Genomic DNA, 25,942 nt, shown 5'->3' with positions numbered 1-25,942 from the left:
CACCAGGCTCAGGCCGCGTCGCGGCCGGGCGGGGCCGGCGGCATGCGGTGGCCAGCCGGTGAAACGAGGATCGGGGCATCGACGCCGCTTTCACGCAGGTCGTCGAGCATCTCGACCGCCATCTCCCCCTCCTCCGGATCGACCATGCTCACCAGCACCTCGGTGTCGGACGACAGGAGGCGCCGGATATCCCGGGCATCCGATGGACCACACTCGACAATCACCACATCATAGGCAGCCGACAGGGATTCCATGATGATCGGCAGCCGGTCTGCCGCCCGCATGGCGCGTTTCGGATCGGCCGTGCCGACCGGAATGATGTGGCACTCGGAAAAGAGGTCCGTGTGGATCACATCGGCAAACTGCGCTTCCGAGGCGAGAAGGTTTGTAATCCCGGCATAGGCGACGCTTTCGAGCATCGGCAGCGACGCAGCGCCTGAAGCGGTGAGGTCGAGCAGCAGAACGCGCAGGCCGGAATCGGCCACGTCCCGCGCCACCAGAACCGAAGCGGCCGCCGCTTCATCGCCCTCCGGCGAGATGAACAGGGCGCGGCCCGCGCCCCCCGCCACCAGCCGTTCCGACGCCTGTTCTATGTCGATCTCGCCATAGCGCGCCGGTTTCACGGGCTCCTGCCGCACCTCCGGTCGTTCGGCGAAGACCGGAATATGCGCCCGTTCGGTATCCACATCCGTGAGTTCCGGCTCACCGGTGCGGACCTCCTCCAACGGCTCTTCGCGCGGCATTCGTGCCGTCGCGGGGACCGGAGCCGGGACACCGGCTGTCGGGCGCATGGCGCGGCCGCTGAAAAGCTCCTGCAGGAGCGTCATGACGGCCATGATCAGAAGCGACGCGACAAAGGCTGCCACCGTGATCGGCACGATTTTTGGGAAATAGGGTTCGCTCGGCGTGATGGCGCGCGAGAAAATGCGCACATCCGCCGGCAGGTAATTCCGGTCGCTGCGCGACGCGGCCTCACGATAGCGCGTCAGGTAGGATTCGAGCAGTTCGCGCTGGGCGGCGGCTTCGCGTTCCAGAGCCCTCAGTTCCACCTGTTCTTCTTCCGCAACCGCGGATGCGGCTTTGAGGCGGTTGAGTTCTGCGTTCAGTTCTTCCTCACGCCGCTCGGCCGTCGCGGCCTCGGCCTCGAACCCGGCGAGCACCTTGTTGGCTTCGCTCCGGATCTGCGCATCGAGATCGGCAAGCTGGGACCGCAGCGCGCGAATGCGCGGATGATTGCCGAGCAGCGTCGTCGAGAGATCGGCGATCTGTGCGTTGAGCTCCACCTGTCTTTCGCGCAGGCGCTGGATGAGCGGCGACGCCATGACTTCGGGCAGCGTTTCCACCGAAGCGCCACTTTGAAGCGCGCTGCGAACCGAAGCGGCCTGTGCCGTCGCTGCAGACCGGTTCGCGCGCGTGCGGGAAAGCTCGCTCGACAGTTCGGCAAGCTGTTGTGTGGCCAAGACGGTGTTGTTCTGGCCAAGCAGAAGGTCGGACTGCGCCCGGTATTCGGCGACACGCGCTTCCGCTTCCTTCACGCGCTCGCGCAGATCCTGGATTTCCGGCTCGAGCCACTGGGTTGCACTGGTGTTCGACTGGAGCTTGGCATCGCTCTGCACCGCCACATATGCGTCGGCCACGGCATTGGGAATTTCAGCCGCGAGCTTGGGATCTTCCGACGAAAACTCGATGACGATGACGCGCGAATTCTCCACACGGTAGACGGTCAGGCGCTCGCGGAACGCGCGCAGAACCTTTTCTTCCGCCGTTCCTTCAACCGGAGCACTCTTGAGGCCGGCCATCACAAGCAGACCGGACAGAAAGGAACCACCGTCACCGGCAAATTCGCCGCGATTGGCGAGATTGAAATCCTCGGCCACGCGCGTGAGAATTTCGGTGGAGGTGATGAGCTCAACCTGGCTTGCCACCCCCTCACCGTCGAGAATCGGACGGTCGCCGTCATTCACACCCTGCGGGCGGGTGTAGATGGATTCGCGTGTCTCGATCAGCAGCCTTGTCTGGGCGCGATATTGAGGCGTCACCGTATAGGTAACCGCAAAAACCAGTCCCGTGATGACGAGCGCGGCGAAGAGAATGCGTGGCCATTTTAGCCGGACGCTGGCAAAAAGCCGGCCCAGGTCGACATCCACGTCACCATGCGCGATCTGATCGCTGTTCATCCAGTTGGCTCCCAATCTGCTTGGCGCCAAGGTAAACGGGCATAGTAACCAGCCGGTTAAAGCTTCGCGCCTTCCGCTAGATTGAAAAAGCATGCGCGTTATGGGGGTATAAGGCGCAGCTTTACCCGACATTAACCCTAACGGATGGATAAAACGAGCATGGTGCCTGCTTTCGTGGAGATGTCGCAGACAGATCACGGGCGGGACTGGGTGACGTCAGAGGTTTGCAGTCGGTCATGATGAAAACAGCCAAACTCCTGCCAGTGCTGGCAGCTTTCGTCCTTGCTGCGGGCTGTTCGGGATATCGCCCGGCGCCGGCGGCATTTCACGAAGCACTTTACCAGCCCTATGTGCTCGATGCCGGAGATTCGCTGCGTGTCACCGTTTTCGATCAGGACAACCTGACCAACACCTATAGCGTCGACCAGGCCGGGTACATCGCATTTCCGCTGATCGGTTCAGTTCCTGCGCGCGGCAAGACCTCAAAACAGGTTGAGCAGTCCATTGCCGGCATGCTGAGGCAAGGTTATCTGCGCGATCCGGATGTAACCGTGGAGATCGACCGCTACCGCCCTGTCTTCGTGATGGGTGAGGTCGGAGCACCCGGGCAGTATTCCTATGTTCCAGGCATGACGGTTCAAAAGGCCGTGGCCGCCGCCGGCGGTTTCAGCCCGCGCGCCAACCAGAACAATGTCGACATAACACGCGATATCAACGGCAAGGTCATGACCGGTCGTGTCGTTACGTCCGATCCGCTGCTTCCCGGTGACACGGTCTATGTCCGCGAACGCCTGTTCTGAAGCACATCCTCCAATAAGGGCCGAGGCCTTGCCAACCGGCGAAAAACTGAGGATCGTCCACTGTTTTCGCTCTCCCGTTGGCGGAATTTTTCGCCATGTTCGCGATTTGTGCGATGCGCAGCGTGCCGCCGGGCACGAGGTCGGCATAATCTGCGATTCCACCACCGGCGGGACGTATGAGGCGAACCTCATCGCGGAACTGGAACCGCGTCTTTCGCTGGGGGTGAAGCGGACGCCCATGCAGCGTCATATAGGACTTGGCGATCTGACCGCTGCGCGGCGCGCCTATGGCGTCGTACGCGGGATGCGTCCCGACGTCCTTCACGGTCACGGCGCCAAGGGCGGCGTCTACGCGCGCGTCTTCGGCTCCCTGATGCGATTGTCCGGCCAGAAGCCCGCACGCATCTACTCTCCCCACGGCGGCAGCCTGCACTACGCCGCCGAGACCGCCACCGGTCGCTTCTTCTTCTCGATCGAGCGCATGATGGATCGCCTGACCGATCACATCCTGTTCGTTTCGGACTACGAGCGGCGCACATTCGAGCAGAAGGTCGGCCTTCCGCGCGCGCCCTTCACGCTCGTCTATAACGGCCTGACCGCTGACGAATTCACCCCGGTCCGAACAATGCCGGGCGCGGCAGATTTCCTCTACATCGGCATGATGCGCGACCTGAAAGGTCCCGACCTCTTCATCGATGCGCTGGCGCTGGCGGAGAAATCGCTTGATCGCAGCCTCACCGCCGTCATGGTTGGAGATGGCGACGATCTCGGTCGTTATAAGCGCCAGGCGCAGGATCTTGGATTTGGCGACCGCATCCGCTTCCTGCCGGCCATGCCCGCCCGCGATGCGTTTTCACTGGCACGAATCATGGTTGTGCCCTCTCGCGCCGAGGCCATGCCCTATATCGTGCTGGAGGCACTGGCGGCAGGCCGCACGCTGATCGCCAGTTCGGTGGGCGGAATTCCAGAGATATTCGGCGAGGATTCCCCTGCCCTCACGCAACCGGACTGCGAAGCCATTGCCGCGAAAATGCACCTGGCATTATCCGATCACGCAGCCTTTCACGCGATCATGCCGTCGCTCGATGATCTTCGTATGCGCTTCGGTGCGGACGTCATGGCCGCAGCCATAGAGACTGCCTACCGCGCCAGCCTGAAAGCAAATCGTTAAGCAAGAAAACGAGCATTTCCGGCAACCCGTTGCCTGAAACAGAATCTTAGCCCCTCCCACTTATGTTGCGATCGCAAAAGTCAGGGGGCATTGCCGTTCATGAACCAGATCGACCCGAAGCGGCTCCAGACGTCGAGGGCACCACGAAAGCCGGGCATGCTGAAGGCGGGAGACGAGCAAAGCAGGCTCAATCCCATCGCCTGGCAGGTCGCACAGCAATACAAGCGCGAAACCATGTCGCCGGTCATGGTTCTCGGCGTCATGCGTCTGGTGGAGTTCTCCATGCTGCTCTTGAGCGGCTTCGTTCTCTACACGCTCTATGTCGGCCTTTCACCGGTTCTCTTCTGGCACTACATGACCGTCATCGGTGGCGGCTCGGTTCTCATGATCGTGCTTTGCGAGTTCACAAGCTGCTACCAGATGCGCGCACTGCGTAACCCGACCGGCTCGATGGGGCGAGTGCTGGTTGCGTGGATGGCGACGTTCGCAGCCCTGGCCCTGACGGGCTTCTTCCTGAAAATCTCCGACAGCTTCTCGCGCGTCTGGCTCGGTTCCTGGTTCGTGTGCGGGTTTGGAGCGCTTCTTGTGCTGCGCATCACCATGTCGCAGCTCCTGCGCCGCTGGGCTCGCAATGGCACGATCGAGCGCCGCGCGGTCATCGTCGGTGGCGGCTCCAATGCCGAACAGCTCATCCGCTCGATCGAGCAGCAGCCCTACAACGACATTCGCATCTGCGGTCTGTTCGACGACCGCGACGACCTGCGTTCGCCGCCCGTCGTCGCCGGCTATCCCAAGCTCGGCACCATCACCGAGCTGGTGGAGTTCACCCGCATCGCCCGTATCGACATGCTGATCGTCGCGCTCCCGATTTCGGCTGAAAAGCGTGTTCTATCGCTCCTCTCGAAGCTCTGGGTGCTGCCGGTCGACATTCGGCTGTCGGCCCACGCCAACCATCTGCGCTTCCGGCCCCGCGCCTATTCCTATATCGGCTCGGTGCCGATGCTCGACATTTTCGACCGGCCCATCAACGACTGGGATTCGGTTGCCAAGCGGGGTTTTGACATCCTCTTCAGCCTGATCGGCATCATCGTCTTTTCACCGATCATGCTTGCGACGGCCATCGCCATCAAGCTCGACAGCAGGGGCCCCGTGCTCTTCAAGCAGTTGCGGCACGGCTTCAACAACGAACCGATCGAAGTCCTGAAGTTCCGTTCCATGTATGTCGAGCAATGCGACCCGACCGCGAAGGCGGCAGTCACCAAGAACGACCCGCGCGTTACCCGTGTCGGCCGCATCATCCGCAAGACCTCCATTGACGAGCTGCCGCAGTTCTTCAACGCGCTGTTTGGCAGCCTCTCCCTTGTCGGTCCACGGCCGCATGCGGTAACGGCGCAAACCCACAATCGTCTCTATGAAGAAGTCGTCGACGGTTACTTCGCCCGTCACAAGGTCAAGCCGGGCGTCACCGGCTGGGCGCAGATCAATGGCTGGCGCGGCGAGATCGACACGGACGAAAAAATCCGCAAACGCACGGAATACGACCTTTACTACATCGAGAACTGGTCGCTCTGGCTCGATCTCAAGATCCTGTTCCTGACACCGATCAGCCTGTTCAACACGGAAAACGCCTATTGAGCCTGCTCGCCTACGATAGACCGCCGCCGGGCCTGCCCCGCGCCGCCGTTGACGCCAAGCTGGTTTCACTCGTGAAGCTGGCGGCGATCGGTCTTGGCGTTTTCCTGTCCGGCTTCGTTATCCGTGAACCGGCCCCCTATGAACTCTACATGGTCGGCCTCATCGCCGTCTGGGCGCTTGCGGGCCTCAGGATATCGCGGCGTGTCGCACCGCTTCTGGCGCTGCTCATCGCCTTCAATATCGGCGGCCTCATATCGCTCTCGCAGCTGGCCGATCTCGGCACGATCCCGCTCTATATCGCGGTCTCTCTGTTTCTGGCGCTCACATCCGTGTTCTTCGCCGCGATCGTCGAGGCGGAGGCCGAGCTGCTTTCGGTTGTTTTCCGCGCCTGGGTGGCCGCCGCCGCGATCACGGCGCTGTTTGGAATTCTCGGTTACTTCAACGCCTTTCCGGGCGCTGCGATGTTCACCAAATTCGGGCGCGCCGCCGGCGTTTTCGAGGACCCGAACGTGTTTGGTCCGTTCCTGACACTACCGGCGATCTATCTTCTCTACCTGATTCTGACGGCGCGCCCGGGAATTGCCTTTCTTGCCGCGCCGCTGCTTCTCATCGTTACGGGTGGCATTTTCTTTTCCTTTTCGCGCGGCGCGTGGGGCCTCCTCGTCTTGACCTCGAGCCTTCTGGTGCTTGTCGTCTTTCTCAATGCCGGAACTGCCACCGCGCAGCTGCGCATCGCCGTCACCGCGCTTCTGGCGGTTGCCGGCATCGCGCTTGCCCTCATTCTCGCGCTTCAGATTCCCGCCGTATCGGAACTCTTCACCCAGCGCGCTCAGCTCGTGCAGGATTACGACAGTGCCCGCCTTGGCCGCTTCGCACGTTTCGGCATCGGTTTCGGCTGGGCCACAGAACATCCGCTCGGCATCGGCCCCCTCCAATTCGGCCAGATTCTCGGTGAGGACACGTACAATATCTGGCTGAAGACGCTGCTCGATTATTCCTGGCTGGGTTTCGCAGCTTATCTCACGCTGATCCTGTGGTCGCTTGCGGCAGGTTTCCGCATCCTCTTCCGCCGCCGCCCTTGGCAGCCCTATCTGATCTGCGTCTACATCGTCTTCGTTGGTCATCTGGCGCTCGGCACGGTGATCGACACCGATCACTGGCGTCATTTCTATCTCCTGCTTGGTCTGCTTTGGGGGATGATCGCGCTGGAGCAGCGATGGATGGCAAAGCGCTATCGGAACCTGCCCTTGGGCTAAAACATTTTGCAGTCAGGAGGCTTCACCTCACGTCCGCATAAATGCGGAAAACAACGAGATGGAGCGGAACGGCGTTTCTTTGGAGCGATGAACCACTCCGAAGCGATCACCTCCACCTGCCGGGCCGACATCCTGCGTCAAGCGCCCGACAGCGCCAGCATGCAGGCAAAGCCCAAAAGAACGACGCCCGACACGATCTGAAACACATCATACCGGCCCTGCGTCAGACAACGCTCCCGAACATGGTTCGCCATGAGTGCATAGACGCTGAGAGAAACGACCGACAAAGCACAGTAGGTGAAGACCAGCAAGGCCGACTGCTGCAGCAACGCCCTTTCTGGATCAAGCACCTGCGGGAAGAGCGCCGCGTAGAACAAAAGAGCTTTCGGGTTGGTGACAGCAAGCAGCAATGCTTCCCGAAAAAGCGCACCTGCGCGAACAGGACAGTCGAGTTTGCCAGGTCGGGCGATGCGTTCACGCCGGACAATCAGTTTCGTTCCGAGCCAGGCAAGATAGCCGGTTCCGACCCACCGGAAAGCGGCCCATAGAATATCGGACGTGATTACAAACGCGGAAACACCCCACGCGCACAGCGCCCCTCCCACGGCAAGCCCCAACGCATTGCCGAAAATTGTCGGAAGGACGGGCAGGAAACCCAATTGCAGCGCCCTTCTCAGTGTATTCAGGTTCGCGGGACCAGGTGTTACGATGTTTGCAGCCGATATCGTCGCAAAGGACAACCAGACAGCCCAGACCATGACTTGATGCTCCGAATTGCAGAAATTGCGCATCAATTTAGCAAAGAGGCCAGGCGGGATTGTCCGCTGCTATAAAGATGTTTCGGGAAAATTTCCTTAGAAACGGAAGCTCCCCTCTGCTATTCATTCAGAATGGAAGATTCATTCGACAAACTCGACCTCATGCTTTTGCGTGCGCTGTGCCGGGATGCGAGGCTCAGCTGGCGCGAACTCGCGTCGTTGACTGGCGTATCGGCCCCAACGGTGCGGGATCGCGTTCGGCGCCTTCAGGATATGGGAGTGATTCAGGGTTTTGTCGCCGAACTGTCGGCCAAGGCGCTCGGCTATACGCTTGAGGCGATTGTGAGGTTCAAACCATTTCCGGGAAAGGTTCACCTGCTTTCCGAAATGATCGTCATGACAGATCGCATCGTGCAGTGCGACAAGGTGACTGGTGAGGACGCTTTCGTCGCGCGTATCCTGCTCAAGGATATTTCCGAGCTCGATGAAGTATTGGAGGCATTCTCCGCCCACGCCTCCACACAAACGTCAGTCGTGAAATCAAGCCCCGTACGCATGCGCCCTCCACCGCCTGCATGAGGTGAAGCATTCACGGCCAAGTCAGAGACAGGCTTAGACCTGAAAATTAAGCAGAAACCTGCAAACCAGCAGGCCGCGACGTCAGATGATAGACGCTGCAACATGCTGTAATGTTTAGAAAAAATGGTCGGAGCGGCGGGATTCGAACCCACGACCCCTTGACCCCCAGTCAAGTGCGCTACCGGGCTGCGCTACGCTCCGAACCGGCGCAAGGGATATAGTTTCCGCATCGCACGCGCAAGGCCTAAAAACAATTCAATGGTAAAAAGCCGGCACGAGCGCTGACTTTCAACAAGCCCCCTCTTCCGACCCGGCAAGAACGGCTTAACGCACCTGGTCGAGCAGGCGCTTGCATTCCAGAAGATCGAACAGCGCCTCCTGCAGAAGCGCCCTGTTGTCGCGTGAAAGGCTTGCCGCATCAGCGGTGACAGGTCCCTCCTGCTCGCCACGGCCGAGACCGAAAAAGCGCTTGCTTGGCCTCGCCTTCGGCGTTCCCACCAGAACCTCCTCTTCGGAGGCAGTCTTCTCGGCCTCAGCCTGGTGGCTCTGCGCAATGGCCTCAACGGCGGCCACATCACCCCGGCCGATCGCCACGACGAACTGGTTGCCGTTCTCACGCAAAAGCTTCTGCACGCCTTTGATCGTGTATCCCTGGTCATAGAGCATGTGGCGGATGCCCTTGATCAGGTCGATGTCCTGCGGCCGGTAATAGCGGCGGCCGCCGCCTCGTTTCAGCGGCTTGATCTGCGAAAACCGGGTCTCCCAGAAGCGCAGCACATGCTGCGGCAGGTCCAGCTCTTCAGCCGCTTCGCTGATTGTGCGGAAGGCGTCGGGGCTCTTGTCCATGATCGTGCATCTCCTGCAGGCCGGCGCACTACGCCGTCACCCGTTCGAACCGGGCGACCTGCGCACGGCATAAGCCGCGTGAGGCAACGCCCATCGATTCGTGAGTGTAAACCACTTCGCGGTTCAGAAAAAACCGTTCAGCCCTGCTCCAGACCGCCAGAGTGGTTCACCGTTTCACGGAAACGCCGCTCCGCTCTATCTGCCTGATTTCCTGCATTTGTGCTGACGTCAGGTGATTCCACCTGACTGCAAAATGCGCAGGGCGTTCAGGCGCTCTTGCGCATCCGCCTTGCCTGGTGCGCCTTGAGAATGCGGTCCTTGAGAACGTTCGAGGCCTTGAAGGTCATCACCCGGCGCGGGGAGATCGGCACTTCCTCGCCGGTCTTGGGGTTGCGGCCGATGCGCTCGTTCTTGTCGCGCACCTGGAAGGTGGCAAAAGAGGAAAGCTTCACCGTTTCGCCGCGAACCACCGCGTCGCAGACTTCCTGCAGAACCATTTCGACAAGCTGAGCGGATTCGGTTCGTGACAGTCCGACCTTCCGATAGACGGCCTCAGCCAGCTCGGCACGCGTCAGTGTCTTTCCCCCCATAGGGCTACCCATCCAGATCTTGAAAATGCTTGTGATTTCAATACGCGGCGCTGACGTTACAAAAAATGCTTTGCAACGGTCAAGGACGATACACGTGATTTGCTTCCACTACCAGCGCACCAGCACCGCGCCCCAGGTAAAACCACCACCCATGGCCTCGAGAAGCACCAGGTCGCCCTTCTTGATCTGGCCACGCTCGACAGCCACAGAAAGCGCCAGCGGCACCGAGGCGGCAGACGTGTTGCCATGCAGGTCCACCGTCACCACGACCTTTTCCTCGGCAATTCCGAGTTTTTTGGCCGAAGCGTCGATAATGCGCCGGTTGGCCTGGTGCGGGACGAACCAGTCGATGTCCTCGGCGGTGATGCCGGCCTTGTCGAAAACGTCCTCGATCACGTCGATGATCATGCCGACGGCATGTTTGAAGACTTCTCGCCCCTGCATGCGCAGGTGCCCCACCGTGCAGGTGGTCGACGGGCCGCCATCGACGTAGAGCTTGTCGCGCTGGCTGCCGTCGGAACGCAGCGACGAGGCGATGACGCCGCGCTGTTCCAGTGCCGCTTCACCATCCTCAGCTTCGAGGACCACTGCGCCGGCCCCGTCGCCGAAGAGCACGCAGGTGGTGCGGTCGTTCCAGTCGAGAATGCGCGAAAAGGTTTCGGAGCCGATCACCAGCATCCGTTTTGCCTGACCGCCGCGAATGTAAAGATCGGCGGTGGTGATGGCGTAGACGAAGCCGCTGCAGACGGCCTGCATATCGAAGGCGAAGCCGCCGGACATGCCGAGCCGCTCCTGGATTTCGACAGCAGTCGCGGGAAAGGTGTTGTTGGGCGTCGAAGTCGCCAGAATGATCATGTCGATATCCGCCGGCGTCAGGCCGGCGCTGTCGAGAGCCGCGCGTGCTGCCGCCTCACCCAGCGATGCCGTCGTCTCGTCCTCCGAGGCGATGTGGCGCTGGCGAATGCCGGTCCGCTGAACGATCCACTCGTCGGTTGTATCGACCAGTTTCTCGAACTCCGCGTTCTTCATGATGCGGCGCGGCAGAGCAGAGCCAATGCCACGCACGACGGATCTAGTCATTACAGCGTCCTATTCATTCACGGCTGCAGCGCCAGCAGCCACCTGCGGCTTGCGGGCGTGATAAAGGTCCAGGGTAGCACGCGTCCTGTCGAGCAGGTGACTGCGCGCCATTTCATATCCAAGCTCGACGGCGGCAGCAAAACCTTCCGCATCCGCCCCGCCATGGCTTTTGACAACAATGCCGTTGAGGCCGAGAAAGACGCCGCCATTCACCTTGCGCACGTCCATCTTCTCGCCAAGGCGCTGGAATGCGCCGCGTGCGAAGAGATAGCCGATGCGCGCCATCAGCGTACGGCTCATGGCTTCGCGGAGATAGCCGGCAATCTGTCGCGCCGTGCCCTCGGCGGTTTTCAGCGCGATGTTGCCGGCAAAGCCTTCCGAAACCACCACGTCGACGGTGCCCTTGCCGATGTCGTCGCCCTCCACGAAGCCTTCATAGCGCATCGTGTTGAGCGCGGCCTCGCGCAGCATGCGCCCGGCCTCCTTGACCTCTTCCTGACCCTTGATTTCCTCGACCCCCACATTCAGAAGGCCGACCGTCGGTCGGTCGAGATCGAACAGCGCATTGGCCATGGCGGCGCCAAGGATGGCATAGTCGACCAGTTGCTGCGCATCAGCGCCGATCGTCGCGCCCACATCCAGAACGATGCTTTCGCTGCGCATGGTCGGCCAGATCGCGGCGATCGCCGGCCGCTCTATATCGGCCATGGTGCGCAGGCAGAATTTCGACATCGCCATCAGCGCGCCGGTGTTGCCGGCGGAGACGCAGGCATCCGCCTCGCCGTTTTTCACCGCTTCAATGGCTTTCCACATGGACGACTTCCAGCGGCCCTGGCGCAGGGCCTGGCTCGGCTTGTCGTCCATCCGCACTGCAACCTCGCAATGCGTGAACTCGCTCACATCCCTGAGGACGGGTAAGCCGTCGAGCACCGGCAAAACGGTGTCTTCACGGCCATAGATCAGGAATCGGGCGTCAGGACGCCGTTCGATGACCTTGGTCAGGCCACGCAGCGTGACCTCGGGACCATGATCCCCACCCATAGCGTCAATCGAAATGCGTACCACGCGTGATGTGCCTCAATGGTTGATCGGGCGCCGGTATCGGCTCAAATGTGCGGCGAAAATAGCGTTTTTGGCCGGTGGCACAACCTCGTTTCGCGCCTTCTTCGTGCAATTCAGGACTTTTGTCCGAGCTTTCGCAGGCCCTCATAGAGGGGCCCGGCCTCTTTTGGGGCATCCTCATGCTGTTCGGCAGCCTCCATAACAGCCCCGGGCCTGCGCGGATAGGGGTCAATGCCGAGCGTGAAGAACTCCACCGCCAACACACCGACGTCGATGATGCTGCCGTGAAACGTGTCAGGCATATCCGGGCCTTCCGCGTCCAGCACGAACTCGCCGCCCTCCACTTCGTTGCGGGCGAGCCGCGATCCTTCCGGCACCAACATCGCCGACACATCTTCCTCGATGTGGCTCGAGACCGGCTCCAGCGTCACCACACAGGCCTGGGTGATGTCAGCCTCAACCGTGCCGGTGATGCGCACGCCATCGGCTTTCCAGGGCCGCACGGTGAGCTCTGCTGCAAAACGCTCGACGGAAAGGAGATCGTGCTCTTCCGCCAGCGCCCTGCGCTCGGCCTCGTCTGCCTTGATGGAGACCGTCATTCCCTTGCGCGCAAGGCGATGGACGTTCACCTCGTGCGAGATCGGCGTTTTCTTCTTTTCAGGCATGGCTCAATTCTCCCTTTTAGCATCAGGGAATGCAATATCGGCCGCGATCAGGCGTTCCGTCTGCTGGCTTTCGAGCGACGCCGCAGCGGCAAGCGCGTATCGCGCAATCGGCTCGGCACCGGTCCAGCCCTCGGAGTCCGGGCGAATGTTGCGGCGCAGGGCTGCGGCCAGCGCTTCCACATCGCCCGCGTCAATCGCTTCGCCATAGGCGGCAGCACGGCCGTAAAACATGCGTGCCAGCTTCTTGATCCGCTTGGGTACACCCAGATCGCCGATTCCCAGCTCGCGAATCGCATGCTCCACATCGGCGAAGAAGACGTCGGTGACCTCCTGCGCCACCTCGCGGACGACTGCGCTCTCCTCATCGCGCACCCGGCGCAGAAACAGTATCATGTTGAGAGCAATCATCTCGAAGCGACCGAGCGGCGTATCGGGTACCTCCCAGCGTGCATAAAAGACAGGCTGCCGCGAGGCCGCCACGATTCGTTCATACAAGCCGTCGATGACCACACGGCGCGAACGCTGCCCAAAGCCAAACAGCTTCTGGAACATGAGAAATGCCCTCCCTCGGGGCTGGTTTGGGACAGGATCAGGTTGCATCGGCGCTTAAGCTGGTTTACCCGTTTTGCCGGCGGGGACAAGGGCTTTCGCTCGAAAGCCTTCGCGCCGGGGACGCTATGGAGATGTCGTTGCAGGTGAAGAAAATCAACAGTTATCCTGTCGGACGCACAATTTTGGCTGCCGGTCTTGCCGGCGCAGCGGCTGTGTTGTCCGGCTGCAATGTCGCCAACACGCTGGATGCGCGCGAAACGCTGACCCAGGGCTATGTCATTGACGAGCAGGCGCTGGAACTCGTTCCCGTCGGCTCGAGCCGTGAACAGGTGCTTCTGGCGCTTGGTTCGCCGTCGACAACGGCGACCTTCGACAACGAAGCCTTCTATTACATCTCCCAGAAACGTGTGCGCGGGGCCGCCTTCATGCGTCCGCGTCTCGTCGAGCAGCAGGTTCTCGCCGTTTATTTCGGCGATGACGAGCGTGTCTCGAAAATCGCCCATTACGGCATGGAAGACGGCAAGGTGTTCGATTTCATCTCACGCACCACGCCGACAGGCGGCAAGGAACAGACCTTTATCGGCCAGATTCTCGCCGGTGCCTCGAAGGGCGGCCCGCCGGCGGGCCTCTTCGGCGGCGGCGGCTGACCGATCACAGATCTCAGGCAACACCAAAAGCCCGCGAGCCATGCTCGCGGGCTTTTTCTTTGCAACCGGTGCAGACTTTGCCTACTTCTCAGTGCGCAAGAACGGCCAGCATCAAGAGCGCAATGATGTTGGTGATCTTGATCATCGGATTCACCGCAGGTCCTGCCGTGTCCTTGTAGGGATCGCCCACCGTATCACCGGTCACGGAAGCCTTGTGCGCCTCCGAACCCTTTTCGTGCTTCGTGCCGTCTGCATCCACGAAACCATCCTCAAAGGATTTCTTGGCATTGTCCCAGGCGCCGCCACCGGCGGTCATGGAGATTGCCACGAACAGCCCGGTCACGATGACACCCAGAAGCATGGCGCCAAGCGCGGAGAAAGCTTCGCTTTTCCCGGCAATGGCATAAACAACCGCAAAGGCAACCAGCGGCGAGAGCACCGGCAGAAGCGAAGGCACGATCATTTCCTTGATCGCGGCCTTGGTCAGAAGGTCGACCGCCGCGCCGTAGTCGGGCTTTTCCCTGCCTTCCATGATGCCCGGCTTCTCGCGGAACTGCCGGCGCACTTCCTGCACGATCGCACCACCAGCACGGCCGACCGCCGTCATGGAAAGCCCGCCAAACAGGAACGGCAACAGACCACCGAAGAGAAGACCGACAACCACATAGGGGTTTGAGAGCGAGAAATCGACGCTCACGCCTTCAAAGAAGGTGCCCGGCTCCGCATTCGCGGCAAAGAACTTCAGGTCTTCGGTATAGGCAGCAAAGAGCACCAGCGCGCCGAGACCGGCAGACCCGATGGCATAGCCCTTGGTCACTGCCTTGGTGGTGTTGCCGACCGCATCGAGCGCGTCGGTCGTCTGGCGCACCTCGCTCGGCAGATCTGACATTTCGGCGATGCCGCCGGCATTGTCCGTCACCGGACCGAACGCATCGAGCGCCACCACCATGCCTGCCAGTGCCAGCATGGTCGTCACCGCGATGGCGATGCCGAACAGGCCTGCCAGATTGAACGACAGGATGATGCCGGCGATGATGACGATGGCTGGAAGCGCCGTCGCCTCAAGCGAGACAGCCAGGCCCTGAATGACATTGGTGCCATGGCCGGTCACCGATGCCTGGCTGATGGAACGCACCGGCCGGTAGCCGACACCGGTATAATATTCGGTGATCCAGATGATGAGGCCGGTCACGCCGAGCCCCACAACGCCGCACCAGAAGAGCGACGTTCCGGTGAATTCGGAACCATTGCTTGCCGAAAAGGCGGTCGAACCGCCGAGCCACCCCCAGACAATGCCGCCAAGTGCGACGACCGAAAGTACGGCAGTTGCCCAAAACCCCTTGTAGAGCGCGCCCATGATGGAGTTGTTGGAGCCGAGCTTGACGAAAAACGTCCCGATGATCGACGTCACCACGCAGGCAGCACCGATAACCAGCGGGAAGAGCATGAGCGTCAACGCCACTTCGCCGGTGAAGAAGATCGAAGCGAGCACCATGGTGGCGACGACCGTCACCACATAGGTCTCGAACAGATCGGCAGCCATGCCCGCGCAATCGCCGACATTGTCGCCCACATTGTCGGCGATGGTGGCCGGGTTGCGCGGATCGTCCTCCGGGATGCCCGCTTCCACCTTGCCCACCAGATCGCCGCCGACATCCGCACCCTTGGTGAAAATGCCGCCGCCCAGACGCGCGAAGATGGAGATGAGCGACGCGCCGAAGCCGAGCGCCACCAGCGCGTCGATGACGATACGGTCTGTCGGCGCATGGCCGAGCGGCCCTGTAAGAACCCAGAAATAGACTGACACGCCCAGCAGCGCGAGACCCGCCACCAGCAGGCCGGTGATCGCACCGGACTTGAAGGCGATGTCGAGGCCGGCGGCGAGGCTGTTGGATGCCGCCTGCGCCGTGCGCACATTGGCGCGCACCGAAACGTGCATGCCGATGAAGCCTGCGGCAGCCGAGAGCACCGCACCGATGAGGAAGCCGATGGCCGCCACGGAGTTCAGAAGCCACCATGCGAGAATGAAGACCACGACACCGACAATGGCGACAGTGGTGTACTGCCTTGTCAAATAAGCCTGCGCCCCCTCCCGGATGGCACCGGCGATTTCCTGCATGCGTGCATTGCCCTGATCGGCGGCCAGCACCGACCGGGTTGCCCAGATGGCATAGAGTATGGAAAGCACACCGCAGGCGATGACCACGTAAAGCATGTTCATTGCCAATCTATCCCTTGATTTCGACCCGCGACTGGAACCCCCTCCCGGGTCACGCTGAAAAGGCCGGCGGCATTCGCGCCCCTCCCGGCCCAATGCGCGCAGCTTGGGCGAAGCCGCGCGGACACGTCAAGCTTGTGTAGGGATAATTTGTCGCAGGGATGCGCCGGCGCGGCCGCCGACGCCCTGTTCTCAAGGGGTTGCGTGTCAGGCGACCTGTCTGGAGCGGCGGTTGAGAGCCATGACACCCAGCGCAAGAAGGCACGAACCGGCGACGGGAATCACGATCCAGGCGAGCATGTTCCAGCCGAACGCATTGTAGATCTGGCCCGACATCAGCGAGGCAAAGGCCGTGGTCGAGAAGAGCAGAAAATCGTGCACACCCTGCACACTGTTCTTTTCCGATGGCCGGTAGCACTCGGCCACCATCGCCGTTGCGCCGATAAAGCCAAAGTTCCAGCCGATGCCAAGCAGGATCAGCGCCGTCCAGAACTGCCATAGCTCGATGCCCGATAACGCCACGATGGCGCAGGCAATGAGCGTCACAAGCCCCGTAGCCACAATGGTTTCCTTGCCGAAGCGCGCGATCAGCCGGCCGGTGATGAAACTCGGCGCGAACATCGCCATCACATGCCAGGAAATGCCAAGTGTTGCCTCGTCAGGCGTGAAGCCGCAGCCCACCATGGCAAGCGGCGCACCCGTCATCACGAAGCTCATCAGGGCGTAGGAGGCGACGCCGCAAAAGAGCGAAACCAGAAAACGCGGCTGCAGGAGAATCTGAGACAGCGGCCGGGCCGGCTCGTGACTGTCAAGCGCTGCTGAAGGGGCTTCCTTTGGCAGGCGAAGGAAGGAGAGGATGAAAGACCCCAGGAGGCCGAGCACCACCAGAGCGGCGAAAGCGCCGGCAAACTGGATCGGTGCGAACAGGTCACGTGTGTAGATCACGGTCTGCGGGCCAATGATCGCGGCAAAGACGCCGCCGCCCAGCACCCAGGATATGGCTTTTGGTTTGAAATCCGAGGGCGCATTGTCCGCTGCTGCAAAGCGGTATTGCTGCAGGAACGCATTGCCGATGCCTGCAAGCAGGAGACCGAAGGCGAAAAGCCAGAAACTGTTCTGGAAAAGGGCTGACGCAGCAACGAAACCGCCGCTCGCCGTCACCAGACCGCCGGCCATGAAGCCGTTGCGGCGGCCGACAGCACGCATCAGGGCGGCAGCGGGAAGCGCGCCAAGCGCGATGCCGACATTGAACCCCGTTACGGGAGCCGTTGCGAGCGACTTGTCGCTGCCGAGCAGATAGAAACCGGCGAGACCGCCCATGGAGATGGCGATCGGGGCAGCGGAGCCGACGATGGCCTGTGCGGAGGCAAGAATCAGAGCGGTGCGTTTTGCCTCGCGGTACAGATCATCGCGCGTGCCGGTCATTCCGGGTCTTTCCCCCTGCCCTCATTGCGGCTGCGCCGGGCAACCCGGTCGAGCACGGCATTGACGAGCTTCGGCTCGTCCTCGGTGTAGAATGCCTTGGCGATGTCCACATATTCCGAAACGATCACGGCCACCGGCACATCCTTGCGCCGTGTAAGCTCGTAGACACCGGCGCGCAGGATGGCGCGCAGCGTCGAATCGAGACGCGAAAGCGGCCAGTCCTCCGTCAGCGCCTTGCGGATCACCGGGTCGATCGTCTTCTGGTCCTCGACAACGCCCGACAGAATGGCGCGAAACCACTGCGGATCGGCATCGCGGTAAAGCTCGCCGTCGATCTCCTTGCCAAGGCGGAAAAGCTCGTACTCTGCGGTGGTCTCAAGCAGGCCGGTGCCCGCCACATCCATCTGGTAGAGCGCCTGAACGGCTGCAAGGCGGGCTGAACCCCGTTTGTTGGCCGGGCGAAAGCCGTCTGCGGTCGGTTCGGTCACATCAAGCTCCCATGCGCTGTTTGAGCGCAATCATCGTCAGTGCCGCTTCGGCGGCGAAATATCCCTTGCCCATGCTTTCGCCGCTGGTGCCCTCGCTCTTCTCGATGCGGGCAAGCGCCTGGGCTTCGTTCTCGACGGTCAGGATGCCATTGCCGATAGCGAGATTCTTCCGCACGGCGAGGTCCATCAGCGCGCGGCTCGATTCATTGGCAACCACATCGAAATGATAGGTCTCGCCGCGGATAACGCAGCCGAGCGCCACGTAACCATGATAAAGCGGACCGCCATTGCCCGACGCCGCAAAGGCAATCGCTGCAGGCACTTCGAGCGCTCCGGGAACCGTTACCACATCATAGGCAGCCCCGGCGGCATCCAGTGCTGCCTTTGCACCTTCAAGAAGACCATCGGCCAGATGGTCGTAAAAACGGGCTTCGACGATCAGCAGCCTAAAGGCGCGCGCATCGGCCATGGACATTCTCCACACGGCATAAACTCTAAAATGAGAGCGCTGCCTTAAGCCTCTTTGGCGGCATCCGCAAGACGTGCGGCGTAACGGGCCATCGTATCGACCTCGATATTCACCCGGTCGCCCACCTTTCGCTCTCCCCAGGTGGTGACGGAAAGCGAGTGGTGAATGAGCAGAACATCGAACCGCGCGCCGTCAACACGGTTGACCGTGAGCGACGTGCCGTCCAGCGCCACCGAGCCTTTCGGCGCAATGAACTTCGCCAGTTCCTTCGGCGCTTCAAGCACGAAGCGAACGGCCTCGCCCTCATCCCTGCGCTCGACAATTTCAGCCATGCCGTCCACATGACCCGAGACGATATGTCCACCCAGTTCGTCGCCCACCTTTAGCGCGCGTTCCAGATTGATGCGCTCTCCCTGCTGCCAGTCGGAAACCGTGGTCAGCCGCAGCGCCTCTTCCCACGCCTCCACCTCGAACCAGCGCGTGTTCGCGCCCGCTTCTGGCAGTTTCACCACGGTGAGGCAGACACCCGAACAGGCGATGGACGCACCGATATCGATGGTCTCGGGATCGAAATTGGTCTCGATGCGCAACAGCACCCCTTCGTCGCGCGGGGTGGCGGACTGCACCACGCCTATGTCCGTGACAATGCCGGTGAACATCAGTCGCCTTTCACATATTCCAGGTACACATCGTCGCCGAACCGCGCCTCGCGCAGCAGGCAAAAACCTTCCGGGATATGGTCGCGATCGACCGGTGCGGCAATCCCGCCAGGGCCGATTTTCGATGGCCCAGTAAAGAGTGCGAGCCGGTCAACCAGCCCTTCCGCAAGGAACATGCGGGCGGTGAAGGCTCCCCCCTCCACCATGAGGGTGAGGACTCCGCGCGCCGCCAGATCTTCCAGGAACTCCGGCAGCGCGATCTCGCCGTCATGGAGCTCGACGCCGAGAAAATCGACGCCCGCCTCGGCCAGAGCCTTTCGGCGCTCCGGGGCGCAATCTTCCGCCGCCGTCATCAGCACCGGCACATCGCGGGCGGTCTGAGCCAGAACGGACTGCACGGGCAGTCTGGTCGCCCGGTCGAGCACGACGCGCAGCGGCGAGCGATGTTCAAGTCCCGGCAGCCGGCAGGTCAGCGACGGATCGTCCGCCAGCGCCGTCCCGATACCGACGAGAATCGCGTCGCTCTCGGCGCGCATCATGTGCACCTGCCGGCGCGACGCGGGGCCGGTGATCGCGACCTGTCCCTCGCCTGTCCGCCCGATCATGCCATCGGCGGATATGGCAAGCTTGAGAATCACTTCCGGCCGTTTCTTCTCGGATCGCGTGAGATACCCACGCAGCATGTCGGCCGCCTCTTCGGCCAGCACACCCTCGACCACCTCGATGCCCGCTTCGCGCAGGATGGCGTAGCCCCTGCCGCTCACGCGCGGATCGGGATCGCTCGCCGCCCCCACCACACGGGTAACGCCGGCGGACACCAGCGCATTGGCGCAAGGGGGTGTGCGGCCGTGATGGGCGCAGGGTTCGAGCGTCACATAGGCCGTTGCGCCACGCGCCGCCTCGCCGGCTTCCGCCAGCGCCTGCGGCTCGGCGTGCGGGCGCCCGCCAATCGCGGTGACGCCCCTGCCGACGATGCGTCCATCGCGCACGATCAGCGTTCCAACGGAGGGATTGGTGCCGGTCAGACCGAGATTGCGGCGCGACAGCCGGATCGCAGCCGCCATGAACCGCCGGTCGAGCTCGCTTGCCGGCCCGCTCTCCATCCTCAGTCCTCTTTGCCCTTCAGCTCGCCCAGCACGTCCTGAAAATCCTTGGCTTCGCGGAAATTGCGGTAGACCGAAGCAAAACGCACATAGGCCACGTCATCCAGCGCCTTCAGAGCATCGATGACAAGCAGGCCGATGTCGTCGGAGGGGATCTCCGTCTCGCCCGAGCTTTCGAGCTGGCGCACGATGCCGGTGACCGCGCGTTCCACGCGCTCCGGCTCCACATTGCGCTTTCTAAGTGCGATGTCGAAGGAGCGCATCAGCTTGTCGCGGTCGAACGGCACCTTGCGGCCCGACCGCTTGACCACCACCAGATCGCGCAACTGAATGCGCTCAAAAGTGGTGAAACGCCCGCCGCAATCGGGACAGGCGCGCCGTCGCCGGATCGCCGCCCCGTCTTCGGCGGGGCGGGAATCCTTCACTTGTGTGTCTTCCGACTGGCAGTAGGGACAGCGCATATCGGGCCCTTGTTCACGAATCCATTCGTGACTGCTTACCCCAGATAGGGGTAGAGCGGGAAGCGCTCGGTCAGTGCGATCACCTTGTCCTTCACAGCCTGTTCGACCTGGGCGTTGCCCTCATCCGAGTTCGCCGCCTTGAGACCGTCGAGCACCTCGGCAATCAGATGGCCGATTTCGCGGAACTCGGCCGTGCCGAAGCCGCGCGTGGTGCCCGCCGGCGTGCCGAGACGGATGCCCGAGGTGACGAAGGGCTTTTCGGGGTCGAACGGGATACCGTTCTTGTTGCAGGTGATGTTGGCGCGGCCAAGGGCAGCCTCGGCGCGCTTGCCGGTCGCGTTCTTGGGGCGCAGGTCCACAAGCATCAGGTGGTTGTCGGTACCACCCGACACGATATCGAGACCGGTTTCCTTCAGGCTCTCGGCCAGAGCACGGGCATTCGCCACCACGTCGCGTGCATAGGTCTTGAAGTCCGGTTGCAGCGCCTCGCCCAGCGCAACCGCCTTGGCGGCAATCACATGCATGAGCGGACCGCCCTGCAGGCCCGGGAACACGGCCGAATTGAACTTTTTCGCCAATGCTTCGTCATTGGTCAGAATCATGCCGCCGCGCGGGCCACGCAGAGATTTGTGCGTCGTGGTGGTGACCACATGGGCGTGCGGCAGCGGCGACGGGTGCTGGCCACCGGCAACGAGGCCGGCGATGTGTGCCATGTCGACCATCAGCCAGGCGCCGATCTCGTCGGCGATCTCGCGGAAACGCTTCCAGTCCCAGACGCGGGAATAGGCGGTGCCGCCGGCGAGGATCAGCTTCGGCTTGTGCTCTTTTGCAAGGCGCTCCACCTCGTCCATGTCGAGCAGGTGATCGTCCTTGCGCACGCCATAGGAAATCGGGTTGAACCATTTTCCGGACATGTTGACTGGCGAACCGTGCGTCAGATGACCGCCCGAATTCAGGTCGAGGCCCATGAAGCTGTCGCCCGGCTGAAGGAGCGCCAGGAACACGGCCTGGTTCATCTGCGAACCGGAATTGGGCTGCACATTGGCGAACTCGCAGCCGAAAAGCTTCTTGGCGCGCTCGATGGCCAGTTCCTCGACAATGTCGACATACTGACAACCGCCATAATACCGCTTGCCCGGATACCCTTCCGCATATTTGTTGGTCAGGACCGTGCCCTGCGCCTCCATCACGGCGCGCGAGACGATGTTTTCCGAGGCGATCAGCTCGATCTCGTGGCGCTGGCGGCCCAGTTCCTGCTGGATTGCGGAGAAGATGTCCTGGTCGCTGTCTTCGAGCGGCCGGGTGAAGAATGCGTCGGTCTCGTTGGAAGCGGCGGCGGTCGCAATTGCCATGGCGGTGTGTTCCCTTCGATGATGGATCAAATGCGGAAGTGGCGCATCTAGCATTTTTCCCCCGCCGTCACCACGCCTGACGGCGAAAATTTATCCTCCGGAAACGAAGCAGCCGCCCGTTTCCGGGCGGCTGCGGCAATTCATCATGGCTGTGTCGGTCAGAGCGCAGTCGAAATCTGCAACTCGCTCGCTCCGTCCCGTGCATAAATGTCGTCGCGCAGATGCACGGCACCATCGCCCGTCGACCAGGCCGAGATATAGGTGAAATAGACCGGAACAGGATTGTTGAGCGAAACCCGGACATCCTCGTCGTTCTGGATCGTCTGCTCAATGCGCCGGCGGTCCCAGCCGTCGGTCTCGCGCAGGAGCCAGGTAACCAGGTCGCGCACGTTCTGAACGCGCACGCAGCCCGACGAATAAAACCGGTCGAGATCGCGGAACAGACCCTGCTGCGGTGTATCGTGCATGTAGACCGCATGCGGGTTCGGGAAATTGATCTTGATCGACGCCATGGCGTTGATCCGGCCCGGATCCTGGCGGAAGCGGTATTTGGCCGCGTCATCCGTCGACCAGTCCACCGTCAGCGGATCCACTTCGCTGCCGTCCGGCGCGATCAGGCGGATATTGTTGTCCGTCAGATAGTTCGGATTCTTGCGCATCAGCGGGATGATGTCCTTGCGGACGATCGAAACCGGCGCGTTCCAGTACGGATTGATGATGATTTCGTTGATCTTGGAATTCAGGATCGGCGTCTGGCGGTCGACCTTGCCGACGATCGCCGTATGGCGCAGCATCACACGGCCATTGTCCACCGCTTCGATTTCGGCAGCGGGAATGTTCACCACCACATAACGGTCGCCCAGGAAGCCGGACATGGAGCGCAGCCTAACGAGATTGGTTTCGAGCTGGCCAAGGCGGATTGCGGCGGGAACGTTGAGAGCGGCAAAGGTATGACGCCCCGTCACACCGTCGGCCGGCAGGCCGTGGCGGGCCTGAAAGCGCTTCACGGCAGCATCCACATAGGAATCGAACGATTGCGACATGCCCGCGCGCTGCGAAAGATCGCCCGAGATCATCAGCCGGCGGCGCAGGATCTCCACATTGGGATCGACCACGCCCAGCTCCAGTTTCTTGTCATCGGGAACGCGCGGCCAGCCACCCTGCGAGGCGATGCTGGAATACTCCATGATCGCGCGCTCGACATAGGACACCGTTTCCTGGCTGAAGATGGGGAGGTTGGACGCCACCTTGCCGCCACTGCTTGCCCGCGCATCAAACTGATCGTTCCAGGCGCCGCGCCGAGGCGAACGGATGATCGCCTCGATCAGGTCCTGGGCACTGGCGGCTCCGGTCATCGCTGCCGTTGCAGCTGCACCGGCACCGGTTAAAAACATGCGGCGGTTCGTCTTCATACGCGTATCCGTGCTCTCTTGGCTCGTCAGCCCCTTCCAGGGTACTGCATGCAGTCCTGCAGCCATACATGCCGCGACTGCGTTAAGAATCCGCGAACCCTGATCAGAAATCGGCGCAAGACGCACCGCGCGGCCTCCATGAGGCTGCATTCCACCGGATTATGACCTTAACGTGACCGTGCGTCACTTTGAGCGCGATAACAAACGCGTGAAGGCCGGCGTCCCGCCACGCCGGCCTTCATTGGCTGCACACCGGCGCGCAGCCAGGTGATCAAGGTGAGACTACATACGGTATGCGATCGAGTCGTTCCAGAAGCGGTCCAGCCGCTGCAGGGCACGATTCATCTGGCTGAACTCGTCGGGGCTAATCCCGCCGACCTGCTCGATGGAGCCGATGTGGCGGTTGTAGAGCCCCTCGACCACCTTGGCGACCTGGGCGCCCTTGGGCGTCAGGCTGATGCGCACCGAACGACGGTCGACGCGCGAGCGCTGGTGGTTGACGAAGCCGAGATCAACCAGCTTCTTGAGGTTGTAGGAGACGTTGGAGCCGAGATAGTAGCCGCGCGAGCGCAGCTCGCCAGCCGTCAGTTCGGTGTCACCGATATTGAAGAGCAGCAATGCCTGGATGGCGTTGATGTCGCTGCGTCCGTTGCGCTCGAACTCGTCCTTGATCACGTCGAGCAGACGGCGGTGCAGTCGCTCCACGAGTTGGAGAGATTCAAGATAAAGAGAACGCAGTGCATCTTTGCGTTCGTCATTCGTAGCGGCAGGTTTCGCCGCGGGTCGCGAAGTATTCATAACTAAAGCCTCTCGTTTGACGCCGGTGATTTTTGTTTTTTGTCTCACCTTGGCCTGACCCTATCGAATGCTTCTAAAATTCGACTTAAACACTAGCCTTAACAACGCCTTACAAAAGCCGACCCTGCAAACACGGCTAACAGCCGGTAAACCGGGCTGCGGGCATTCGATGAAAGCTTGAGAGAAGCAGTGGTTGCGGAAACGAAACGGGGCTACAGCATTGCCCGGCGTCTGCTCCGGTAGCGGGCGAAACGCAGGACCGCATAGACAACGGCCACCACAAGATGAAAGCCGATCAGCGGGTAGTTGTGTCCGAAAAGATCAGGCAATACGCCAAACATCACCACTTCCGCACCCGCGCACAAAAACCAGATGACCGCGCCCCACGGCGCGACCAGCCAGAGGCCAACCGAAGCAAAGGGATAGATGACCGCGAGAATGACGCTTGCGACCTGCCAGTGGACCGGCATGAGGTCGAACCGCCACATAAGACCGGGATAGAAGCCCAGAAGCCGGACCCAGTAAAAAAGCCCCATGATCAGGCAGGCGATCGCAATCAGCCGGTGAAACCCGAAATAGAGGCTGTCGAGTTGAGACGGCCGGGTGGACGTTATGCCCGACAGGGTTTCACCATTCACAGCGTCAGTTCCCCGTCGGCCAGTGGTGCGAAATAGGCGTCGATGTCCTCTTCCCGAACGTCGCCCAGCGTTTCAGGCTTCCAGCGGGGCGTGCTGCCCTTTTCAACGAGGACGGCGCGAATGCCCTCATAGAAGTCATGCCCGGCGAGCATCCGGTTGAGGATGCGGTACTCCATCTTCATGCACGCGTCCATCTCCAGCATCGCGCCCGCACGCACCTGGCGGAACGCGACATGAAGGCTGGTGGGCGAGCGTTTTTCGATCGTGGCAAGAGTGCCTTGTGCCCATTCGTCCTGATCGCCGGCAAGCGATTCCAGAATTTCGGGCAGGCTGCCGAAGGAGAAATGGCGCGCGATCGCATGCAGAACGCCCTCGTCCGTCTGCGGCTCCGCCTCGCCGCCGAACACGGAGAGCGTCCCATCCACACTGTCGCTTTCGCATAATGCCTGCATGAGCGCCGGCATTTGCCCGGCATTGACCGAATGGGTCGCCAGCCCCGCCGCACAGGCATCACCGCGGCGAATGCGATTGCCGGTCAGGGCCAGATACATGCCGAACTCGCCCGGCAGGCGCGACAGAAGATGGCTGCCGCCCACATCGGGAAAGAAACCGATCCCTACTTCGGGCATTGCGAAAACCGCATTCTCCGTCATCACACGATGGGAGCCGTGACAGGAGACGCCGACGCCGCCACCCATCACGATACCGTCGATCAGCGCGACATAGGGTTTTGGAAAACGGGCAATCGCGGCATTGAGCCGATATTCGTCGGCGAAGAAATCAGGACTGGCCCGGCCTTCAAGGCCGGCCCGGTAGACATCCAGGATGTCACCCCCTGCCGAGAAGGCGCGTCCCTCTCCCCGGATAATGACACGCTCGACCGCGCTGTCCGCCTCCCAGGCAGAAAGCGCCCGCGCAAGCGCGCTGATCATGCGATGATTGATCGCATTCAGAGATGCCGGCCGGGAAAGGGTCACGATGCCGGCACGCCCGACCTGTTCGAACAGGATATCTCCAGCGCCACCGAAATCGACGTTCACGGGCACCCCCAAATCGTTGCAGAAACAGCAAGCCTCACTAGGTGATTATTCGCCGCTACCC

26 protein-coding genes and 1 tRNA gene are annotated in these 25,942 nt (G+C 61.6%); 6 read left to right on the top strand and 21 right to left on the bottom strand.

Annotated elements, in window-relative coordinates; genetic code table 11:
* Positions 1-8 precede the first annotated feature (8 nt).
* Positions 9-2,177, bottom strand: coding sequence for a GumC family protein (locus BLW55_RS00240; protein WP_090325838.1), 2,169 nt, complete (start codon positions 2,175-2,177; stop codon positions 9-11).
* 236 nt (positions 2,178-2,413) lie between these two features.
* Between BLW55_RS00240 and BLW55_RS00235 the strand changes: the two genes are divergently transcribed.
* From BLW55_RS00235 to BLW55_RS00220, 4 genes are all read left to right on the top strand, one after another.
* Positions 2,414-2,977, top strand: a complete 564-nt coding sequence (locus tag BLW55_RS00235; protein ID WP_007007931.1) for a polysaccharide biosynthesis/export family protein — start codon at positions 2,414-2,416, stop codon at positions 2,975-2,977.
* 28 nt (positions 2,978-3,005) lie between these two features.
* Positions 3,006-4,148, top strand: a complete 1,143-nt coding sequence (locus BLW55_RS00230) for a glycosyltransferase family 4 protein (protein ID WP_040664981.1) — start codon at positions 3,006-3,008, stop codon at positions 4,146-4,148.
* Between the two features lie 99 nt (positions 4,149-4,247).
* Positions 4,248-5,783, top strand: coding sequence for an undecaprenyl-phosphate glucose phosphotransferase (locus BLW55_RS00225; protein ID WP_090325836.1), 1,536 nt, complete (start codon positions 4,248-4,250; stop codon positions 5,781-5,783).
* The gene (locus tag BLW55_RS00220; RefSeq protein WP_090325833.1) at positions 5,780-7,039 is read left to right on the top strand and encodes an O-antigen ligase family protein; all 1,260 of its coding nucleotides are present in this window, start codon (positions 5,780-5,782) and stop codon (positions 7,037-7,039) included. The genes BLW55_RS00225 and BLW55_RS00220 overlap by 4 nt, the downstream gene beginning before the upstream one ends.
* A gap of 137 nt (positions 7,040-7,176) precedes the next feature.
* On the opposite strand, the gene BLW55_RS00215 is transcribed toward BLW55_RS00220, so the two are convergent.
* Positions 7,177-7,797, bottom strand: a complete 621-nt coding sequence (locus tag BLW55_RS00215) for a LysE family translocator (protein ID WP_090329833.1) — start codon at positions 7,795-7,797, stop codon at positions 7,177-7,179.
* Between the two features lie 132 nt (positions 7,798-7,929).
* Between BLW55_RS00215 and BLW55_RS00210 the strand changes: the two genes are divergently transcribed.
* Complete coding sequence (locus BLW55_RS00210) at positions 7,930-8,376, top strand: Lrp/AsnC family transcriptional regulator (protein WP_025031203.1); 447 nt, start codon at positions 7,930-7,932, stop codon at positions 8,374-8,376.
* A 124-nt stretch (positions 8,377-8,500) separates the two neighbouring features.
* Here BLW55_RS00210 and BLW55_RS00205 read toward each other — a convergent pair.
* The 7 genes from BLW55_RS00205 to BLW55_RS00175 form a co-directional block, all read right to left on the bottom strand.
* A tRNA-Pro gene (locus tag BLW55_RS00205) sits at positions 8,501-8,577 on the bottom strand.
* A 123-nt stretch (positions 8,578-8,700) separates the two neighbouring features.
* On the bottom strand, positions 8,701-9,222 hold the full coding sequence (locus tag BLW55_RS00200; RefSeq protein ID WP_007007937.1) for a MerR family transcriptional regulator: 522 nt from the start codon (positions 9,220-9,222) through the stop codon (positions 8,701-8,703).
* A gap of 266 nt (positions 9,223-9,488) precedes the next feature.
* Entirely contained in the window at positions 9,489-9,812 is a 324-nt protein-coding gene (locus BLW55_RS00195; protein ID WP_065817701.1) for an integration host factor subunit alpha, read from the bottom strand.
* Positions 9,813-9,920: 108 nt separating this feature from the next.
* The gene (locus tag BLW55_RS00190; RefSeq protein ID WP_090325830.1) at positions 9,921-10,892 is read right to left on the bottom strand and encodes a beta-ketoacyl-ACP synthase III; all 972 of its coding nucleotides are present in this window, start codon (positions 10,890-10,892) and stop codon (positions 9,921-9,923) included.
* A gap of 9 nt (positions 10,893-10,901) precedes the next feature.
* A complete protein-coding gene (gene plsX, locus BLW55_RS00185; protein ID WP_090325827.1) occupies positions 10,902-11,957 on the bottom strand; it encodes a phosphate acyltransferase PlsX in 1,056 nt (351 codons plus the stop codon).
* 110 nt (positions 11,958-12,067) lie between these two features.
* Entirely contained in the window at positions 12,068-12,619 is a 552-nt protein-coding gene (locus BLW55_RS00180) for a YceD family protein (protein WP_090325824.1), read from the bottom strand.
* 3 nt (positions 12,620-12,622) lie between these two features.
* A complete protein-coding gene (locus BLW55_RS00175; protein WP_090325821.1) occupies positions 12,623-13,171 on the bottom strand; it encodes a ubiquinol-cytochrome C chaperone family protein in 549 nt (182 codons plus the stop codon).
* 125 nt (positions 13,172-13,296) lie between these two features.
* Here BLW55_RS00175 and BLW55_RS00170 point away from each other — a divergent pair, with 125 nt between their 5' ends.
* A complete protein-coding gene (locus tag BLW55_RS00170; RefSeq protein ID WP_025031200.1) occupies positions 13,297-13,818 on the top strand; it encodes an outer membrane protein assembly factor BamE in 522 nt (173 codons plus the stop codon).
* 88 nt (positions 13,819-13,906) lie between these two features.
* Here BLW55_RS00170 and BLW55_RS00165 read toward each other — a convergent pair whose 3' ends face one another.
* The 12 genes from BLW55_RS00165 to BLW55_RS00110 all read right to left on the bottom strand — a co-directional run bounded on the left by BLW55_RS00165 (position 13,907) and on the right by BLW55_RS00110 (position 25,887).
* Positions 13,907-16,039 carry a sodium-translocating pyrophosphatase gene (locus BLW55_RS00165; RefSeq protein ID WP_090325818.1) on the bottom strand — a complete coding sequence of 711 codons (2,133 nt, stop codon included), beginning with the start codon at positions 16,037-16,039 and terminating at the stop codon, positions 13,907-13,909.
* A gap of 204 nt (positions 16,040-16,243) precedes the next feature.
* Positions 16,244-17,461 (bottom strand): MFS transporter, encoded by a 1,218-nt coding sequence (locus BLW55_RS00160; protein ID WP_090325815.1) that lies wholly within the window; start codon positions 17,459-17,461, stop codon positions 16,244-16,246.
* Positions 17,458-17,949 (bottom strand): transcription antitermination factor NusB, encoded by a 492-nt coding sequence (gene nusB, locus BLW55_RS00155; protein ID WP_065817708.1) that lies wholly within the window; start codon positions 17,947-17,949, stop codon positions 17,458-17,460. The genes BLW55_RS00160 and nusB overlap by 4 nt, the downstream gene beginning before the upstream one ends.
* A gap of 1 nt (position 17,950) precedes the next feature.
* Complete coding sequence (ribH, locus tag BLW55_RS00150; RefSeq protein WP_090325812.1) at positions 17,951-18,418, bottom strand: 6,7-dimethyl-8-ribityllumazine synthase; 468 nt, start codon at positions 18,416-18,418, stop codon at positions 17,951-17,953.
* Positions 18,419-18,462: 44 nt separating this feature from the next.
* Positions 18,463-19,077, bottom strand: coding sequence for a riboflavin synthase (locus tag BLW55_RS00145; RefSeq protein ID WP_090325809.1), 615 nt, complete (start codon positions 19,075-19,077; stop codon positions 18,463-18,465).
* On the bottom strand, positions 19,077-20,180 hold the full coding sequence (gene ribD / locus BLW55_RS00140) for a bifunctional diaminohydroxyphosphoribosylaminopyrimidine deaminase/5-amino-6-(5-phosphoribosylamino)uracil reductase RibD (protein WP_090325806.1): 1,104 nt from the start codon (positions 20,178-20,180) through the stop codon (positions 19,077-19,079). Before ribD ends, BLW55_RS00145 begins: the two co-directional genes overlap by 1 nt.
* A 2-nt stretch (positions 20,181-20,182) precedes the next feature.
* The gene (gene nrdR, locus BLW55_RS00135; protein WP_025031595.1) at positions 20,183-20,641 is read right to left on the bottom strand and encodes a transcriptional regulator NrdR; all 459 of its coding nucleotides are present in this window, start codon (positions 20,639-20,641) and stop codon (positions 20,183-20,185) included.
* A gap of 35 nt (positions 20,642-20,676) precedes the next feature.
* Positions 20,677-21,993 (bottom strand): serine hydroxymethyltransferase, encoded by a 1,317-nt coding sequence (glyA, locus tag BLW55_RS00130; protein ID WP_090325804.1) that lies wholly within the window; start codon positions 21,991-21,993, stop codon positions 20,677-20,679.
* A 158-nt stretch (positions 21,994-22,151) separates the two neighbouring features.
* Entirely contained in the window at positions 22,152-23,405 is a 1,254-nt protein-coding gene (locus BLW55_RS00125) for a L,D-transpeptidase family protein (protein WP_007007953.1), read from the bottom strand.
* 282 nt (positions 23,406-23,687) lie between these two features.
* On the bottom strand, positions 23,688-24,203 hold the full coding sequence (gene ldtR / locus BLW55_RS00120; protein WP_007007954.1) for a transcriptional regulator LdtR: 516 nt from the start codon (positions 24,201-24,203) through the stop codon (positions 23,688-23,690).
* A gap of 212 nt (positions 24,204-24,415) precedes the next feature.
* Positions 24,416-24,841, bottom strand: a complete 426-nt coding sequence (locus BLW55_RS00115) for a DUF6163 family protein (protein WP_090325801.1) — start codon at positions 24,839-24,841, stop codon at positions 24,416-24,418.
* A complete protein-coding gene (locus BLW55_RS00110) occupies positions 24,838-25,887 on the bottom strand; it encodes an enoyl-CoA hydratase/isomerase family protein (RefSeq protein WP_090329832.1) in 1,050 nt (349 codons plus the stop codon). Before BLW55_RS00110 ends, BLW55_RS00115 begins: the two co-directional genes overlap by 4 nt.
* Positions 25,888-25,942 lie beyond the last annotated feature (55 nt).

This window comes from Nitratireductor aquibiodomus (assembly GCF_900105565.1).
Classification (GTDB): domain Bacteria; phylum Pseudomonadota; class Alphaproteobacteria; order Rhizobiales; family Rhizobiaceae; genus Nitratireductor; species Nitratireductor aquibiodomus.
This window is presented reverse-complemented; position numbering and strand designations above follow the sequence as displayed.

Bases quoted from the DNA above. Each gene is read 5' to 3' on its own strand.
- BLW55_RS00240 (WP_090325838.1), bottom strand. From the start codon at position 2,177: ATGAACAGCGATCAGATCGCGCATGGTGACGTGGATGTCGACCTGGGC.
- BLW55_RS00235 (WP_007007931.1), top strand. From the start codon at position 2,414: ATGATGAAAACAGCCAAACTCCTGCCAGTGCTGGCAGCTTTCGTCCTT.
- BLW55_RS00225 (WP_090325836.1), top strand. From the start codon at position 4,248: ATGAACCAGATCGACCCGAAGCGGCTCCAGACGTCGAGGGCACCACGA.
- BLW55_RS00215 (WP_090329833.1), bottom strand. From the start codon at position 7,797: ATGGTCTGGGCTGTCTGGTTGTCCTTTGCGACGATATCGGCTGCAAAC.
- BLW55_RS00210 (WP_025031203.1), top strand. From the start codon at position 7,930: ATGGAAGATTCATTCGACAAACTCGACCTCATGCTTTTGCGTGCGCTG.
- BLW55_RS00200 (WP_007007937.1), bottom strand. From the start codon at position 9,222: ATGGACAAGAGCCCCGACGCCTTCCGCACAATCAGCGAAGCGGCTGAA.
- BLW55_RS00195 (WP_065817701.1), bottom strand. From the start codon at position 9,812: ATGGGGGGAAAGACACTGACGCGTGCCGAGCTGGCTGAGGCCGTCTAT.
- BLW55_RS00190 (WP_090325830.1), bottom strand. From the start codon at position 10,892: ATGACTAGATCCGTCGTGCGTGGCATTGGCTCTGCTCTGCCGCGCCGC.
- BLW55_RS00180 (WP_090325824.1), bottom strand. From the start codon at position 12,619: ATGCCTGAAAAGAAGAAAACGCCGATCTCGCACGAGGTGAACGTCCAT.
- BLW55_RS00175 (WP_090325821.1), bottom strand. From the start codon at position 13,171: ATGTTCCAGAAGCTGTTTGGCTTTGGGCAGCGTTCGCGCCGTGTGGTC.
- BLW55_RS00170 (WP_025031200.1), top strand. From the start codon at position 13,297: ATGGAGATGTCGTTGCAGGTGAAGAAAATCAACAGTTATCCTGTCGGA.
- BLW55_RS00165 (WP_090325818.1), bottom strand. From the start codon at position 16,039: ATGAACATGCTTTACGTGGTCATCGCCTGCGGTGTGCTTTCCATACTC.
- BLW55_RS00160 (WP_090325815.1), bottom strand. From the start codon at position 17,461: ATGACCGGCACGCGCGATGATCTGTACCGCGAGGCAAAACGCACCGCT.
- ribH (WP_090325812.1), bottom strand. From the start codon at position 18,418: ATGGCCGATGCGCGCGCCTTTAGGCTGCTGATCGTCGAAGCCCGTTTT.
- BLW55_RS00145 (WP_090325809.1), bottom strand. From the start codon at position 19,077: ATGTTCACCGGCATTGTCACGGACATAGGCGTGGTGCAGTCCGCCACC.
- ribD (WP_090325806.1), bottom strand. From the start codon at position 20,180: ATGGAGAGCGGGCCGGCAAGCGAGCTCGACCGGCGGTTCATGGCGGCT.
- nrdR (WP_025031595.1), bottom strand. From the start codon at position 20,641: ATGCGCTGTCCCTACTGCCAGTCGGAAGACACACAAGTGAAGGATTCC.
- glyA (WP_090325804.1), bottom strand. From the start codon at position 21,993: ATGGCAATTGCGACCGCCGCCGCTTCCAACGAGACCGACGCATTCTTC.
- BLW55_RS00125 (WP_007007953.1), bottom strand. From the start codon at position 23,405: ATGAAGACGAACCGCCGCATGTTTTTAACCGGTGCCGGTGCAGCTGCA.
- ldtR (WP_007007954.1), bottom strand. From the start codon at position 24,203: ATGAATACTTCGCGACCCGCGGCGAAACCTGCCGCTACGAATGACGAA.